Source organism: Leisingera sp. S2M4, from assembly GCF_055398055.1.
On sequence record NZ_AP040861.1, the window covers coordinates 893,328 to 909,177 of the forward strand.

18 protein-coding genes are annotated in these 15,850 nt (G+C 61.6%); all 18 read left to right on the plus strand.

The genetic code is table 11. From position 1 onward, the window contains the following. Positions 1 to 2 precede the first annotated feature (2 nt). The 18 genes from ACZ52D_RS04340 to ACZ52D_RS04425 all read left to right on the plus strand — a co-directional run bounded on the left by ACZ52D_RS04340 (position 3) and on the right by ACZ52D_RS04425 (position 15,747). Positions 3 to 1,910, plus strand: a complete 1,908-nt coding sequence (locus ACZ52D_RS04340; protein WP_464442670.1) for a phage major capsid protein — start codon at positions 3 to 5, stop codon at positions 1,908 to 1,910. A gap of 69 nt (positions 1,911 to 1,979) precedes the next feature. After that, the gene (locus ACZ52D_RS04345; protein ID WP_464442671.1) at positions 1,980 to 2,258 is read left to right on the plus strand and encodes a hypothetical protein; all 279 of its coding nucleotides are present in this window, start codon (positions 1,980 to 1,982) and stop codon (positions 2,256 to 2,258) included. Further along, entirely contained in the window at positions 2,239 to 2,565 is a 327-nt protein-coding gene (locus tag ACZ52D_RS04350) for a hypothetical protein (RefSeq protein WP_464442672.1), read from the plus strand. Before ACZ52D_RS04345 ends, ACZ52D_RS04350 begins: the two co-directional genes overlap by 20 nt. Then, on the plus strand, positions 2,562 to 2,897 hold the full coding sequence (locus ACZ52D_RS04355; protein ID WP_464442673.1) for a head-tail joining protein: 336 nt from the start codon (positions 2,562 to 2,564) through the stop codon (positions 2,895 to 2,897). The genes ACZ52D_RS04350 and ACZ52D_RS04355 overlap by 4 nt, the downstream gene beginning before the upstream one ends. A 4-nt stretch (positions 2,898 to 2,901) precedes the next feature. Then, positions 2,902 to 3,291, plus strand: a complete 390-nt coding sequence (locus ACZ52D_RS04360; protein WP_464442674.1) for a hypothetical protein — start codon at positions 2,902 to 2,904, stop codon at positions 3,289 to 3,291. 11 nt (positions 3,292 to 3,302) lie between these two features. Then, a complete protein-coding gene (locus ACZ52D_RS04365) occupies positions 3,303 to 3,638 on the plus strand; it encodes a hypothetical protein (RefSeq protein WP_464442675.1) in 336 nt (111 codons plus the stop codon). Continuing rightward, a complete protein-coding gene (locus tag ACZ52D_RS04370; RefSeq protein WP_464442676.1) occupies positions 3,638 to 3,787 on the plus strand; it encodes a hypothetical protein in 150 nt (49 codons plus the stop codon). Before ACZ52D_RS04365 ends, ACZ52D_RS04370 begins: the two co-directional genes overlap by 1 nt. A 3-nt stretch (positions 3,788 to 3,790) precedes the next feature. Next, positions 3,791 to 5,887, plus strand: coding sequence for a phage tail tape measure protein (locus ACZ52D_RS04375; protein WP_464442677.1), 2,097 nt, complete (start codon positions 3,791 to 3,793; stop codon positions 5,885 to 5,887). Between the two features lie 34 nt (positions 5,888 to 5,921). Further along, positions 5,922 to 6,605, plus strand: coding sequence for a phage distal tail protein, Rcc01695 family (locus ACZ52D_RS04380; protein WP_464442678.1), 684 nt, complete (start codon positions 5,922 to 5,924; stop codon positions 6,603 to 6,605). A gap of 13 nt (positions 6,606 to 6,618) precedes the next feature. Then, complete coding sequence (locus ACZ52D_RS04385) at positions 6,619 to 7,494, plus strand: DUF2163 domain-containing protein (RefSeq protein ID WP_464442680.1); 876 nt, start codon at positions 6,619 to 6,621, stop codon at positions 7,492 to 7,494. A 1-nt stretch (position 7,495) separates the two neighbouring features. Then, entirely contained in the window at positions 7,496 to 8,101 is a 606-nt protein-coding gene (locus ACZ52D_RS04390) for an NlpC/P60 family protein (protein ID WP_464442681.1), read from the plus strand. A 4-nt stretch (positions 8,102 to 8,105) separates the two neighbouring features. Further along, the gene (locus ACZ52D_RS04395; RefSeq protein WP_464442682.1) at positions 8,106 to 11,987 is read left to right on the plus strand and encodes a baseplate multidomain protein megatron; all 3,882 of its coding nucleotides are present in this window, start codon (positions 8,106 to 8,108) and stop codon (positions 11,985 to 11,987) included. Positions 11,988 to 11,995: 8 nt separating this feature from the next. Beyond that, positions 11,996 to 12,397: a hypothetical protein gene (locus tag ACZ52D_RS04400; RefSeq protein ID WP_464442683.1), complete on the plus strand. Its 402-nt coding sequence runs from the start codon at positions 11,996 to 11,998 to the stop codon at positions 12,395 to 12,397. 76 nt (positions 12,398 to 12,473) lie between these two features. Then, positions 12,474 to 12,713, plus strand: coding sequence for a hypothetical protein (locus ACZ52D_RS04405; RefSeq protein ID WP_464442684.1), 240 nt, complete (start codon positions 12,474 to 12,476; stop codon positions 12,711 to 12,713). Then, positions 12,691 to 14,304: a hypothetical protein gene (locus tag ACZ52D_RS04410; RefSeq protein WP_464442685.1), complete on the plus strand. Its 1,614-nt coding sequence runs from the start codon at positions 12,691 to 12,693 to the stop codon at positions 14,302 to 14,304. The genes ACZ52D_RS04405 and ACZ52D_RS04410 overlap by 23 nt, the downstream gene beginning before the upstream one ends. Continuing rightward, positions 14,301 to 14,858, plus strand: a complete 558-nt coding sequence (locus ACZ52D_RS04415) for a dATP/dGTP diphosphohydrolase domain-containing protein (RefSeq protein ID WP_464442686.1) — start codon at positions 14,301 to 14,303, stop codon at positions 14,856 to 14,858. The genes ACZ52D_RS04410 and ACZ52D_RS04415 overlap by 4 nt, the downstream gene beginning before the upstream one ends. Beyond that, positions 14,855 to 15,505 carry a D-Ala-D-Ala carboxypeptidase family metallohydrolase gene (locus ACZ52D_RS04420; protein ID WP_464442687.1) on the plus strand — a complete coding sequence of 217 codons (651 nt, stop codon included), beginning with the start codon at positions 14,855 to 14,857 and terminating at the stop codon, positions 15,503 to 15,505. Before ACZ52D_RS04415 ends, ACZ52D_RS04420 begins: the two co-directional genes overlap by 4 nt. Then, positions 15,496 to 15,747 carry a hypothetical protein gene (locus ACZ52D_RS04425; RefSeq protein ID WP_464442688.1) on the plus strand — a complete coding sequence of 84 codons (252 nt, stop codon included), beginning with the start codon at positions 15,496 to 15,498 and terminating at the stop codon, positions 15,745 to 15,747. The genes ACZ52D_RS04420 and ACZ52D_RS04425 overlap by 10 nt, the downstream gene beginning before the upstream one ends. Positions 15,748 to 15,850 lie beyond the last annotated feature (103 nt).

The window sequence follows — 15,850 nt, forward strand, 5'->3', positions numbered from 1 at the left end:
CCATGAGCCGCAAAATTCCGGCTTACGCCCAGCGAATGGGCGAGATCACAGGGGCGCCAGGGGGCGCCCCTTCTGATTCCCGGGAGGTGCTCATCTCATTCTCAAGCGAGACGCCTTACAAGCGTTTCGACTGGGAACGGGAGGAGGACTTCTGGGAAGTCTTGGGGCACGCCGAGAGCGAGGTTGACCTAACCCGCCTCAATTCCGGCGTTGCCCCCCTGCTGAAAGATCACAGGCCCGTGCTTGACGCCAAAATTGGCGTTGTGGTGCGGGCTTGGGTGGAAGGGGGGCGCGGCAAAGCGTTGGTCCGCTTTTCCGAAACCCCTGCCGCTGATGACATTCTCGCCCGGTTGCGGGCCGGGGATGTGACCTGTGTGAGCGTTGGTTACGCGATCACCAAGGCCGAACGACAGCCCGATCAGGACGGGCATCCCGTCGTGCGCGTCACCCGCTGGGTGCCGAAAGAAATCTCATTCGTCGCAATTCCTGCTGACCCAACCGTTGGATACGGGCGGGCAGATCAGGGCAGCGCGGCAACCATCATCATCACTGAAAAGGAGGCAGAAATGCCGAACACCGCGCCCAACGAAACCCGGGACGACTCCACCACCGCAAACCCGGCGCAGCCTGCCGCACCGGCAGCACCGGCGGCGCCTGCCGCCCCGCAGCAGCGCAACGACACGGCTGTTGCCGATGCTCTCACCGCCGAACGCCGCCGCTCGAGTGAAATCATCGCCATTGGCGAGCAATTCGATATGGCAAACGACGCGGTGCGCTCGGCCCTCGACAACGGCACCACAGTTGCCGCTTTCCGCGAAACCGTGATGAACCACATTGCCAGTGCGGAGACCGCCGAACGCAATGCCTCGCAGAACCATATCGGTCTGAGCGAGGGTGAGGTGCGCGATTTCTCGGTGATGAACCTTGTGCGGTTCATGGTGAACCCCAGCAGCGAGAATGAACGTGTTGCCGGTATGGAAATTGAAGCGGCCCGCACCGCTGCAACGGAAAAGGGGGCCAACACCGAATTCACCCTGCCGACCGATGTGCTGTTTGACCGCAGCTTTGCGACCCGCGCGCAGAACGTCGGCACCCCCGCCGCTGGCGGCAATCTGGTGGCCACGAAACTGATGGCCGGTTCGTTCATTGATGCACTGCGGGATGCCATGCCGCTGGCAGGTGCAGGCGTGACCATTCTGCCCGGTCTGGTCGGTGACGTGGACATTCCGAAACAGACTGGTGACGTTACCGAATACTGGCTGGGCGAGGATGAGGATGCCACGGACAGTGAAATCACCGTGGGTCTGGTCTCTCTTTCGCCCAAGACCGTTGGTTTCGGCACACCGATCACCCGCAAGATGCTGAAACAGGCGACTCCGGGTATTGAGGCACTGGTACGGAACAGCATTGTTTACACCGCAGGCGCGGCGCTTGAACGGGCTGCCGTTCCCGGCCACGCATCCCCCAACGCCCCTGCCTCGCTGCGTTCGCAGATTGTCGGCGCGGCGACCAACTGGAACTCCTCCGGCGAAATCACCCGCGCGGAGCTTGTCGGCCTGAAAACGGCAGTGAAATCGGCCAACGCGATGGGCGGCGCCCCCAAGTTCCTGATGAACTCGGTTTCCTACGGCGATCTGGAGGAACAAGTGGACGCCAACGGCAACCCGCTGTTCTTCCGCAACACCGACAAGCTGCTGACTTACGGCGTCAACGAAAGCAACATGCTCGCTGATTATGAGGTCTTTTTCGGCGTGTGGTCCAATCTGGTGATTGGCATGTGGTCCGGCCTCGACATTTCGGTTGACCGCGCGGCCAAAGCGGCCTCCGGCGGCATTGTCCTGCGCGCATTCCAAGATGCTGATGTGGCAGTGCGCCACGTTGAGGCATTCAAGATGGGCAGAAACACCTAAAGCCCGACCGGCCACCGAAACCAGCGGCACCCTGTCATGAGGGTGCCGCCTCACTCGGAAAGTGACCCAATGAATTTTGCACTGCACGCAAAGGCGATCACAGCCTTTGCGGTTTCGCTGGTGGTGCCGCCGCTGATGCTCTTGGTGCTCGGCGGCAGCTTCCACCACATTCTTGGCGCCGCCCTGATCGGCTTTGGAAGCGCCACCCTTACCGCCACGGCGGTGTTTTTGGTTCCCAACCGGACCCATGGTTTCAACGTCAATGATATCGCTGCCTCGCTGATTGAGGCGGGCCTTGATGCCGTTGACCAAAGCGAGGAGATCGCAGATGAGCAAGGAAGATTTTGAGAACCCCGTTGCCGTTGGCGTCGTCAAGGTGCAAGGCGTGATTTACCAGAGCGGTGAAGCGGTCCCGGCTGAAAAGGTGGACCCTGACCGTCTGGCCCGGCTGGTTGCCAAGGGCCTGCTGAGCTATGGCGAAGACGACGAACCGCCTGCAGATGGCCCCGCTGGCGACAAAACGGACTCTGGCAAGCCCGACGCAGACAAAACCGAGATCCCGGAAAAACCTGCCGAACAGCCTGCGAAGGACCGCGCCGAGACCAAGACCGGGCGGCCTGACCTCAAGCTGCCTGAGGGCGAAACCGGCGAATGATAGAGGGCGCCGATGAGTGGGCGGTTTTTACCGACCCTGACGTGTTCGGCGAGCCTGTCACCTACACTGGCCAAGGCCAGAACCCGGCCACGATAACCGCCATCTTTACCGCTGCCCACGCGGTGGTTTCTGGTGGCATTGGGCCGGGGGTGGCCACAACTGAGCCGGTGCTGACAGTCGGCGCCGATCAGCTCGCATTTTCGCCCGCGAAGTGCGATCAGGTGGCCCTCACCAGATCGCACCCGGGCTTTCCGGCTGGAACCACCTTCCGGGTGGCTGACCCGCAACCTGACGGTTCGGGCCTGATCCGCCTTATTCTCGAAAGGAACTGATACCATGCTGAAAGGCAAGGATGGCGTTTTTCGCTATGGCGCCGCAAAGGACCGCGTTGGCGCGGTGCAAAACTGGAACATTGACCAATCCGCCGACACGGTTGCCGGTTGGGGGATGGGCGACACCGCAGAAAGCGCTTTCACCACGATTTCGCGCTATTCCGGCTCGGTGGAATTCTACCTCGACCCCTCCGACCCCGGCGATGACATTGAGGTCGGTGATACCTTTGAGGTTGACCTTTACCCCGGCGGTGAAACCAGCGGCTCGGCCTACTTCACCGGCACCATTCTGGTGACCGCCACGCCGATGGCGGGCAGCAAGGACGGTATCCCAACCAAGACCGTCAATTTCCGCAACGCCTCGGGCACTCTGACCAAGAACACGGTGGCATGATGAATGACGCATTGACCTCGCTGACGCAGCATTATGACCGGCTGCGCAATCAGACTTTCACCGTGCCGAACGTCACCAAGGCAGACGGCAAACCGCTGGTGATCCATTTCGACCCGCCGACCAACGCCGATGGCAACATGATCCGGCAGCGGGCAGGCACCAGTAATGAGGCCAAAATCACGCTCTACACCGTGATTTATCTGGCCAAGGACGAAAACGGTAACCGGATGTTTGAGGACAACGCAGAGACCGTGCAGGCCCTGACTGAGAACGTGCCGGGCCGGGTGCTTACACAGATCGCCAACGCGATCATGAGTTTCTCGAGCCTGCCCGAACTGGGAAACTGATGCAGGCGAACGCCGAGGCGCGTTTCATCTACCGCCTCGCCGTGCGCCTCAAGAAATTCCCCTCAGAAATCCTTGACCGACCCATTGAAGAACTGCGCGCCCTTCACGCCTTCCTTGAATTGGAGGCCGAGGCGCAAACCAAAAGGTGAGCCATGAGCCTTGGGAAAATCAAAGACCTGTTTTTCAACATCGTTGGTGGTGACAAAAGCGGTCCTGCATTTGGGTCGGTCAACCGCCGTCTGCGCGAAACTGATGCGCTCGCTGCCACTGTCAGCGAGCGCATGGGCCGTGCGGGCCGCTCAATGCGGAATTTCGGTGCTGCTGGTACACTGGCGACCGGTTCGGTGGCCTTTGCCTTCAGGGATGTGATCGGCCTTTACGATGAGCAGGCCCGCGCCGAGGCAAAGGTTGCCCAAGCGGTTCGCCAAACCGGCGGCGCTGCAGGCTTCACCGCCGAGCAACTGACGGATCAGGCCAGCGCCCTGCAAAGCCTCACCCGCTTTGGTGATGAGGACATTCTGAACAAAGTTACCGCGCAACTGCTGACGTTTGGCAATATCTCGGGTGAGATTTTCACTGATGCACAAAGCCGTGCGCTTGACCTCGCCACCACCCTTGATGGCGATCTGCAAAGCGCATCCATTATGCTTGGCAAGGCGCTGAATGACCCGGTGAAAGGTCTGAGCGCCATGAGCCGCGCGGGCATCACGTTCAGCGAGGCGCAGGCTGAGGTCATCAAAGACCTCGCCAAGACAGGCCAGATTGCCGAGGCGCAGCGGCTTATCCTTGAGGAAATCGCCACTTACTACGGCGGGCAGGCCGAGGCCGCACGCGAAGCCGGGGCGGGCATCGTTGATGCGTGGAAAAACACATGGGGTGACGTGAAAGAAATCATCGGCGGGGTGATTGTCGATATCCTGCCAACTGTGATTGATGGACTTGAGGCAGTCGTTGGCTGGTTTAAAGACCTCGAGCCGAGAGGCCAGAAAGTCGTTGTCATGCTGGGCGCCTTGGCTATTGCCATTCCGCCGGTAACGGCAGCCCTTGGCCTGATGGTTTCCGGGATTGCCGCCCTTGGCGGCCCCATAACGCTGGGCATTGCCGCCGTCGTCGGCCTAACCACGGCCCTTGCGTACTTTTGGCCGGAAACAGACCGAGCCACACAGGCCACCGACCACCTGACGGCGGCCATTGGCGATGAGATCACGCAATCCCAATTACTGGGACAAGCCATTTCCGGCGACATTTCAATGAGCGTTTCTGCGGCAAAGCAGAAGCTTGAGGAAGCCAAAGCCCGCCTGCGGAACGTGCAGGCTATCTATGAGGACAAGCGCGCGCTTGGGCTGGCAGTCCAAGGCCGCACCGGCGTAGGCGCCATGTCGATGCCCAACAGCGTTGCTGAGCGCTATGATGCGGAAATCCGGCGCGGCGCCCACCGGCCAACCGGCGACGGGCTGGATATTTTCGACCCCCGCGCGCAGGCCGAATATGAGGGCCGGGTTGACCTGAGCGGCAATAATGGCGTGAGTGATCCGATCTTTTCGGAGGAGCACGCCGAAAACATTGCCCTCATCACAGATAACATCAGTGCGCTTGAGGAAGCCATCGCCAACGCTGAAAACGGCGTGGTGACCTTTGGCAACGGCCTTGTCGTTCCGATTGAAACCGCCGAACGCCTCAAGACTGAGATTGGCGGCGGTGGTGGCCTCAAAGACAAGCTTGATGAACTGACCAAGACCACCGCGGACTATGCGGAATCCCAAGCGTGGGGCACCGTCAAGGGCCACTTGCGGGAGCTTGTTGCGGGTGGTCAATCATGGTCTGACACATGGCGCGGCATCTTTGGCACGGTTCTGGACAAGCTGTTTGATCTGGCCTTTTCACCGGCATGGGACGCCCTGTTTGCCAATATTGAAAAGTCGCTTGTGGACTCTACCGGCTCCGGCGGCGGCAACCTCTTTGGCAATCTCACCTCGGGTCTGACCGGATTTTTCGGCAACATCCTCGGCCTTGACACTGGCGGCGATGTGACCGTGAGCGGCAAGGCTGGCGTTGACCGGAACCTGACCGTTCTGCGCACCTCTGACACCGAGCGCGTGAGCGTCCGCAGGCAGGGTGATTTCGGCGGCGGGGGTGCCCCGGTGAATGTCTACATCCAGACACCTGACCCGCAAGCCTTCCAAGCAAGCCGCGCACAGATCGGGCATCAGATTGCCCGGGCTGTAGCCGCTGGCAACCGGGCCACCTGATTGGTGGCCCGCCCATCCATTCAGGGAGTCTCGCATGGCGCATCTCGACATTGAGTTTCCGCGCGATATCGCGCAGGGCTGCCAAGCCATTCTTGAGCGCCGCGATGAGGTGGTGACACTGGCAAGCGGCCATGAGGAAACAAACCAGCGGTGGACACATGCCCGCCGCTCTTGGGCTGCCGGGCTGGCCATACGTTCGCATAAGGATTTGGCCGAGGTTGTTGCCCTGTTTGAAGAAGTGCGGGGCCGCGCCAATTCCTTCCGGTTCCGCGACTGGCTGGACTGGCGCAGCGCAGAGGCGCCCGCCCCGATCACCCCCACCGACCAACCGCTTGGCTCACCTATCAGCGGGGGCACGGAATATCAGCCGGCCACCGGCGATGGCGTCACCACGGCGTTTCAGATCGCCAAGCAATATGGCGTGATCAACCCGTATCTGCGACCCATCGCCCTGCCGCACGCGGCGTCCCTGCGGGTGGCGGTAGATGGCACCGAGGCGGCTTCCGGTTGGACGCTCTCAGCCACCGGCGGCCTCCTGACCTTTGACGCCCCGCCCGCCATCGGCTCGGTTCTCACCGCCGGGTTCACCTTTGATGTGCCCGTGCGGTTCTCGCAAAGCACGATTTCGCTTGAATGGGCCTATTTCACCGAAAACGGCGGCTCGGGCAGCGTGCCCGATATCACCCTGATTGAAAAACGCCTTGACGGGCTGAGCTAGCGAGGCCGAGGAAATGAGCGCATACACAGATGCCCTTGAAACGGGCAGCACCACCCTTTGCCGCTGTTTTCGAGTCACCCGTGCTGACGGCACGGTGATGGGGTTTACCGATCATGACACCGACGTTGCATTTGATGGCAGCACCTACAGCGCAGAGGCCGCGTTAAGCGCCAGCGAGGCCGCATCCACCCTTGGATTTGCGCCCGATGAAATGGACGCGCAAGGCGCGCTGTCACATGACGCCATTACAGAGGCTGACCTTGTGGCGGGCAAGTTTGACGGTGCTGCCGTTGAGGTCTGGGATGTGGATTGGCGCGATACGTCCATCAGGGAGCTTTTGGGCCGCTACACCGTGGGGGAAGTTGACCGCAGCGGGGTGGCATTCCGGGCTGAACTCAGATCGCTTGCCGCGACCTTGGACCGGCCCGAGGGCCGGGTGCATACCACACTCTGCGATGCGCGCCGCCTCGGGGATGCGCGGTGCGGGTTGGACCTGACCGCGTGGCAGGCCGTTGCCACAGTGACCGCCGTTGACGGCCTAGAGGTGACAGTTTCGGGCCTAGAGACCTATGAGCCGCGCTTTTTTGACAAGGGTATTGTTGAATGGGCAACTGGTCTGAATACAGGCGCGTCCAGCGACATTCGCGCGACATTGTATAGCGCCGGGGCATTGGTGCTTTCGCTGTGGCGTGCGCCCTCGGCGGCAATATCGGTTGGCGACACACTTACCGCCGTGGCGGGTTGCAACAGAACGGCCGCCACATGCCGGGACCGTTTCAGCAATCTGCTGAATTTCAGGGGCTTTCCGCATATACCGGGTGAGGCGTTCTTGCGTGACTACGGTTCCACCGGCGACCCTGACCAAACGGGGGGCAGCCGTTTTGAGTAACATGCTGAACCCTGCTTTGGTTGCGGCCCATGCCCGGGCGTGGATCGGCACCCCGTTTGTGCGGCAAGGCGCGCTGCGCGGTGCGGGCGCTGATTGCATCGGCTTGGTGCGCGGTATTCATTCCGAGCTTTGCGGCGCGCTGGTAGCGGCGCCCGCGTGGCGTGATGACTGGTCATGCGGCCCCGATGAGCCGATAATCAGGGGCTTGGCCGAACACGTCTTGCGGATACCGCTTGCATCGGCCCGCCCCGGCAATATCGTCACATACAGAGTTGGGCGCAAACGCGCCGCCCATGTGGGAATCCTGACAGACCGGGGCGTTATCCATGCTTGGGAACACTGCGGCGTCACCGAAAGCCAAGAGCATATTCGGGAAGTCACCAGCGCGTGGGCTGTGCCCTGCCATACCGGGTGCGAGCACGGCCCGGCTGATCTGACCGCAGAGGATTGCCTTGCGGTGATCTACCCCGGCCCCGGTGGGCCTTATGCGGAAATCTGCCGCATGACTGACGGAACCCCATTGGCCCGCACCCGGCATTTTGCCCGGCAGGCTGACGTTCTGGCCCTGCTTGACCCGGTTTATTCGAACATCGAAACAGTGGAGTAAGCTCATGGCAACTCTTTTGCTTGGTGCGGCTGGTGCCGCCATTGGCGGCAGTATCGGCGGCACGGTTTTGGGGGTCAGTGCAGCGGCCATTGGCCAAGCTGTAGGGGCCACAATTGGCCGGGCGGTGGATCAGCGCCTAATGGCCGCGCTCGCCCCGGCAACCAAGCAAGAGGGGCCGCGCCTTGAGACGCTGGACGTGATGACAAGCGAGGAAGGCGCCCCGCTTTATGACATTTGCGGGCGCGCAGCCATCGCCGGGGAGGTCATCTGGGCCGCCAAGTTGAAAGAGGTTTCCAAGACCACCACCCAAAAGGTCGGTTCCGGCAAGAGCAAGCAGAAGGTCGAAAGCACCAATTACAGCTATTTCGCGTCCTTTGCTGTCTCATTGGGTGAGGGGCCGCTTTCGGGATTTGGGCGGGTTTGGGCCAACGGCGAGCCGCTGGATCTGACCAAGCTTCTGAATGAGGGGCGTTTCCGCTTCTACCCCGGGTCTGAAACGCAAGTGCCTGATCCGCTGATTGAGGCGATAGAAGGTTCTTCCCCCGCCTATCGCGGCACCGCTTACGTCGTGTTTGAGGATTTGCCCCTCGCCGACTTCAATAACGCCGTTCCGCAAATCAAGGTTGAGGTGTTCGGCCCTAGCGGCGAAATGGAACAGCTAGTGAAGGGTGTGAACGTCATTCCCGGCTCCACCGGCTGGGGCTACATGCCCAAAGTGGTTCAAAAGCAAGCCTATGGCAGCTATGGCGAGGTGGTTTGGCAGCAGCCCGACAATGCAAACCGGTATCGCGGCATTTCGGATTGGAACGTCAGCATTGACCATATGGAAAACGTGCTGCCCAACGCGGATACTGTCAGTCTTGTGGTTGCGTGGTTCGGCACCGATCTGCGCGCGGGCTTGTGCGAGGTGGAGCCGCGTGTTGAGGATGCGACCAAAACCACAGATGTTCCGTGGACCGCTTCCGGGCTGACTCTGAGCACCGCAAATGAAGTGTCGCGGACACCTGACGGCAAGCCCGCCTATGGCGCGTCACCTGCTGATATCTCTGTGATTGAGGCCATCAAGGATTTGAGGGCGCGCGGCAAGCGCGTGCTGCTGTATCCGTTTGTGATGATGGATATTACCGCCGACCAAGCGCTGCCTGACCCGTCCGGCGAGGGAGAGCAAGGGGCCTATCCGTGGCGCGGCAGAATTATCCCCCGCACGGGCGAAAGCGTTGCTGCCGAGGTGGCCGCGTTCATGGGAACAGCCGCCCCCTCTGATTTCACCGCCGGAACCGGCACCGTCACCTACAGCGGGCCGCAAGAATGGCGGTTCCGCCGTTTCATCCTGCACCTCGCCCATCTGGCAGCGGCAGCAGGCGGCGTTGATGCCTTTCTGATCGGCACTGAAATGCGCGGCCTGTCAATGACCCCTGACACCCCCGGGTCATACCCATTTGTCACCGCGCTCAAAACACTGGCGGCTGATGTGCGTTCGGTGCTGCCGTCCTCGCTGATCAGCTATGGCGCAGACTGGTCGGAATACCATTCTCATCAGGACGGCAACGACCTGAGGTTTCACCTTGATCCGCTATGGTCGGACTCCAATATCGACTTTGTGGGAATTGACAACTATCTGCCAATTTCCGACTGGAGGCCGGGCACATCGCATCTGGATTATGACCCCGCACGCGGCCACACCTCGCCCTATTCCCTCGACTACCTGAAAGGCAATATTGAGGGCGGCGAATATTGGGATTGGTACTATCAGACTGATGCCGACCGCGCCGCGCAAATCCGCACCCCGATTGAGGACTTGGCCTATGGCGAGCCGTGGGTTTACCGGCAGAAAGCCGTGCGCGACTGGCAGGCATACGCCCACCATGAGCGCCTTGATGGGGTTCGGAACGCCTCGGCAACCGGCTGGACTCCCGGCTCAAAACCGGTTTGGTTCACTGAGCTTGGCTGCCCTGCCGTGACTTTCGGCGCCAATCAGCCGAATGTGTTTTACGCCCCGAAGTCATCCGAGAGTTTCTTGCCGTGGTTTTCGGTTGGGGTGCGTGATGACTTCATGCAGCGGCAGTATTTGCGCGCAAGTCTGGAATGGTGGCGCGACAATGGCGGCAGTATCGTGGACGTTGATAACGTGCAGGTCTGGTGCTGGGATGCGCGCCCTTGGCCGGAATTTCCGTTGCAGACCTCGCTTTGGTCTGACGGGCCGGATTGGTTTTCGGGCCACTGGCTGAATGGCCGGGCTGGCGCCGCCCCGGCGGCAGAGGCGATTGAAAGGCGCCTGATCAAATACCATGGCATGACACCGGGCGATTTTAACCTGACGGCCTGTTACGGCCAGATAGATGGTTATCCAGCCTCGGCCCCAATCGGTTTCAGGAACTATCTGCAACCGCTTGAAATCGGGCTTGCCCTGCAATCGCATGAGGCGGGCGGGCAGGTTTTGGTTGAGGCGCGCGGCGCGGCGATCACTGTGCCCGAGGTTCGGGAGGCTGTGTTCATTGATGCTGCCAACGGGGCCTTGTTCACCGCTAAACGCGGCGCCCTTGAGGATGTGGCGGCCACCGCCATTGTTCGCTTTCTGGATGGATTAGGCGATTATGAACGGGTGAGCACCCGCGCAATGATCGGCTCCGGCCAAGAGGGTGGCGCCTCAACAGCGGAGTCGCCGCTGGTGATGGATTTTGCCGCCGGAACCGCTGCGGCGGAGCACCTGCTGCGCGCGGCGGCTGACGGGCGGGAAAACCTGACGTTCCGCTTGCCGCGATCCTCTACCAGCGTCCGGCCCGGCGTGATAGTGCCCGTGCTGATCGGCGACGGCATCCCGCGCCCCATGATGGTGGAGCGCGTGGTTGAGGGTGAAACAAAGTCTGTTGAACTGCGGTCCTACAACCATGGCAGCTTTGCACCCACCGGCAATGTGATGCGGCCTGCAACCGCACGCAGCTTGCAAGGTTCGTCTGCGGTTATTGCCCGGTTCCTTGACCTGCCCACCCTTCCCGGCAGTATCGCTGAGGAATGGGACTCGCTGGTCGCCTTCCATTCCGACCCGTGGCCCCAAAGCGTTGTCTGGGCAAAGAGCGCGGATGACACAACGGGGTTTGCGCAGGCCGGTGAGACTGTCTTGCGGTCCACCATTGGCGAGACCACAAGCAGCTTTGCCGCAGGCAGCCCGCACACTTGGCAAGAGGCAGGCGTTACGGTGAAGCTTCACAGCGGCACCCTGACCTCGGCGTCACCTATTGATGTGCTGAACAACGGCAATGCGCTCGCAATTGAGCACGCTGACGGCTGGGAAGTGCTGCAATTCCGTGATGCCCAGCTTATCGGGCAACGCGAATGGCTGCTTACCGGACTTCTGCGCGGGCGTCTTGGCACTGAATGCGTCATTGCCGCCGCTGATTTGGCTGCCGGTGCAACTGTGGTTGTGCTGGATATTGCCCTGCAACCGCTTGGCCTCGGGTCAACGGAAATCGGGCTGCAGCGCCACATCCGCTTTGGCCCATCGCAGGATGACGTTTCCACCCACAGCGTGCGCCCGCACACCGGGCAAGCGGTTGGGCGGCGGCCATATGCGCCCTGCCATCTGCGCGCCGCGCAAAATGGCGGCGATACAACCCTGACTTGGGTTAGGCGCACCCGCCAAGACGCCGAGGCCGATTGGCGCGACGGGGTGGCTGACACTCCTGTTGGCGAGGCAAGCGAACGCTATGCCGTTGAGGTGGTTAGCGGCGGAACGGTGGCGCACGCCGCCGAGGTGACTGCACCCGCTTTCACCTACACCGCTGCACAAGCTGCTGCGGATGGCGTTTCGGCGCCCTTCACCATGCGCGTGGCGATGGTATCGGATACCTACGGCCCGGGTGCATGGTCCAGCCTTGCAATCGCTTAGGAGGTCACATGAGTGACGCTGTAGTGAGCGCCGCCGTTGCGCGGCTCGCCTCCGCATTTCCGGCTTGGCACAATGCAACCGGCAGTGCCCACCCCACACCAGATGACAGCCTGCCCGCCTTTGCGGTGCGCGTCACCTATTCCGATGCTGAACGCATTGGGATGGGTGATCCGCGTTTTCTGCATGAGGGTCAGCTTGAAATCGGGATAGAAGCCAAGACCCCGGCCAACGATGAGGCCGGTTTGCATGATTTGGCGCGACAGGTAAATCAAGCCCTGCTTGCCGCGCCTGATGATCTGGGCGGAGTCGTCTGGTCCATCAGCAAGGGCAGCTTTGAAGCCGATCACGAAAAGGGCGAAAGCCCGGTGAGCCGGGGCGATCTGCTCTTACCCATTCAAGTGCTTGAATAGCGCGTCCTGCGCGCCCTCACCTCTTTCAAATAGACACCGGCCCGGGTTTCCCCCGGGCCTTTTTATTGGAGGCCACATGCACAGCACTGGCACCGCAGCAATGATGGGGAGCGCAGGTCTTACAGCACCTCTTTGGCTGAAATACGCCGACCCCATCGTGCAAATCATCGACCCGCTTTTTCAATTCCTCGCCGCAGCCGTGGGCTTTTTCATCTTGGTCCTGACCGCTTGGAACAAGCTTCTTGAGGTCAAAATCAAGCGCGCCGCCCTTCAAGACGCACAGGAGGCTGAGCATGGCGAAACCCTCGAAAAGTAAGGCCGCCGCCCGGCGTTCACCCATCACCCCCGCCGAGGCCCGTGATGCTGTCTTGGCTGTTGAGGCGCACGGCGGCGTCAGACCTGCCGCCCGTGCCCTCGGCGTTGACCGTGGGTGGCTGCAGCGCCGGTTGCGCAAAGCCGATATGTGGGGCATCTCGGCGCATGGCGAGGTGGTGGCCAGCGTGGCCCGCCGCCTCGGCGCCCCCTCTGGCGCACCTGCCCGCTACATCCTCACCGCCGCCCAATCGAATACCAAGGTCCACCCGGAATTTTGGGCAAACCTGAACGCGCTGGCCGATCACTACGGCGCCGAGATCATGGTTGGCCGCATCCGCTATAACCACACCGCGTGGCAGATCGGGCAAGAGGTTGTGAAGCGCGCGGCGGATAAATCGCTCTGGTATGACGCGGCCCTTGAGCCTCATTTCTGCGATGATCGGGTGGAGATCGCCCCGGGTCTATTGTGGGTGGGGGATATGAACATCATACCCACCGCAACTGACCCGCTGTCCGGTCTGGACAGTTTCGCGGGGGCGCCAAGCTGCATTTTCCCGCACCCTCAAGTTGCGCTCAAGTCCGTGGCCACCGCGCCGGGCACTGACACCAAGTTTCTTTACACCACCGGGGCAGTGACCCTGAAAAACTACATCAAGCACAAAGCGGGTCTGAAAGCAGAATTTCACCACGCCTATGCCGCCTTGATTGTAGAAGTGGATTCCGCTGGCGACTGGTTTGTGCGGCAGATCAACGCTGACACCAGCGGCGTTATTCATGACCTCGGCCTGCGTGTTGAGGCTGGAAAGGTGGAGGCAGGTCAGCGCGCGCTTGTGCTCACCCCGGGCGACATTCACGGCACAGAGGTTGACCCGGTTGCGCTTGAAACCGTCTGGGGCGATGGCGGCCTGATTGACGTGCTCCAGCCCGAGCACCAAGTGCTGCACGACGTGCTGAATTTTGGCAGCCGGTCGCATCACAACACGGTGTTTGACCTGATCGCCGCCCACTACAACCGCGCTGAGTCCGTTGAGGGCGAGATTGAGGCGACCGCAGCCAACCTCAACCGGATGCTGCGCCCGGGTGTTTCCACCCATGTGGTCAAAGCCAACCATGATGAGCATTTTGACCGGTGGGTTAGCGAGGCCGATTTTCGCCGCGATCCGGTAAACGCCGCGTTTTACCTTGAGGCCGCCGGGCAAAAGGTCGCCGCGCTCAAGCGCGCCGATCTGCGCTTTGACCTCGCCGAATGGGCACTCAAACGCGCAGGGCTGGCCGCCGAGGTGCGGTTTCTGGCGCGCGATGAGCGCCTTGAGATCGCGGGCATTCGCCATGATCAGCATGGCGACATTGGCCCGAATGGTGCGCGGGGGTCGGCGGCCAACCTCGCCCGAACCGGCGAGAAATCCAATATCGGTCACTCGCATTCGGCCCGCATCTATCATGGCTGTTACCAGATGGGCACCATGAGCCTTTTGGCCATGGGCTACAACCAAGGCCCGTCAAGCTGGTCGCACTCGCTGATTGTCACCTACGCCAACGGCAAGCGCACGGTCATCACCCTGAAAAACGGAAAATGGAGGGCAACCCAATGAGTTGGGCAGATTATGACGTTGACCGCAAGAAAGAAGCGCTGGAGGCCGCAGAAACGGCGCAGGCCGGTCCTGCCAAAGAGTTGAACCACGGTGTTTCCGAGGATTGCGGCCGTGCGGACTGCGAAACCATGCGGACCACAGCGCCCGGCGTCCATCCGAACGACCCCAAACAGGAGGCCGGGTTGAAAAAGATACCCTTTGCCGCGCTGCCTATCGCCGTGCTTGCCGAGGATGCGGTTGCCCATGGTGAGGGCGCCCTGAAATACGGACGCCACAACTGGCGCACCGGCGGTGTTCTGGCCTCCACCTACTTTGCTGCCACGCTGCGCCATCTGTTCGCGTGGTTTGAGGGCGAGGATATCGACCCCGATAGCGGCCTTTCGCATCTCACAAAGGCCCGCGCCTCGCTAGGCGTGCTGCGCGATGCGCAAATCCAAGGCCGCGCAATTGATGACCGCCCCCCGGCCAGCCCGGCGGGCCTCATGGAAAACCTCAACCAAGCCTCGGGCGAGATGGCCCGGCGCGTTGCTGCGCTCAAGGAGGGCAACGGATGATCTATTTCAACCACTGGACCCAAGTTCCCGCCGATATCTGGCGCTGGCCGAATTTCTCACCCGAGGAAATCGCCTGCCGTGGCACGGGCAGGGTCGGCATTGACTTTGACGCCATGGATACGCTGCAAGCCCTGCGCAACCGTCTCGGCGTGCCGCTGATGCTCAATTCGGCCTATCGTTCGCCCGAGCACAACCGCGCAGTTGGCGGGGCCACCAAATCGCAGCACCTCAAGGCCCGCGCCTTTGATGTATCCATGGCGAACCATGACCCTGAGGTGTTTGAGCTTGCTGCCCGTGCGGTCGGCTTTACCGGGTTCGGCTTCTATCGCCGTAATAACTTCATTCATGTGGACATTGGCCCTGACCGCGAATGGGGCGACCGATGGAAGCTGCCGAAACCCGCCAACGGCCAGCCCGCCCCCCGTTTCTCACCGCCGCCAGAACCGCACCCCGAGCAGCTGCGGGATGACCCCGCGGTCAAGGGCATCGGCGTGATTGCTGGCGGCGGCGCAGCAGTGCTTGCGCCGCTGATTTCGGGTCTGGGCAGCCTCAGCCTGGCCGCACAGGTTACCGCTGTTCTGGGCAGCCTACTGCTGGTTGGCGGCCTGCTCATCATTGCCCGTCGCAAGCTGCGTGAATGGCGATGATCTGGGCCTTTCTGCCCAAGATGCCCCGCCCGGTGTGGGGCACCCTCGCGGCAATTGCCGTTCTGGCAATCGCCTACACACTCGGCGCGCGCGACAAGGCTGCCGAGATCGTCGCGAAAGACCGAAAGGAATACCATGAAACGACTGAGCGTATTGACGGCGCCACGGGCGCTGGCGGTGATGCTGATGCTGCCCGTGAGCGCTTGCGCCGTACCTTCGGGTCATGGTCGGGCGATCTGTGACCGGTTAGCACCGCGCGCTGCCGAACATGGCCGTGCCTTACAGCACCCCGACACACCCGATGAGGTGGTGCGGACCGGCGAGCCGCTGGTAATGGGCCTAGCG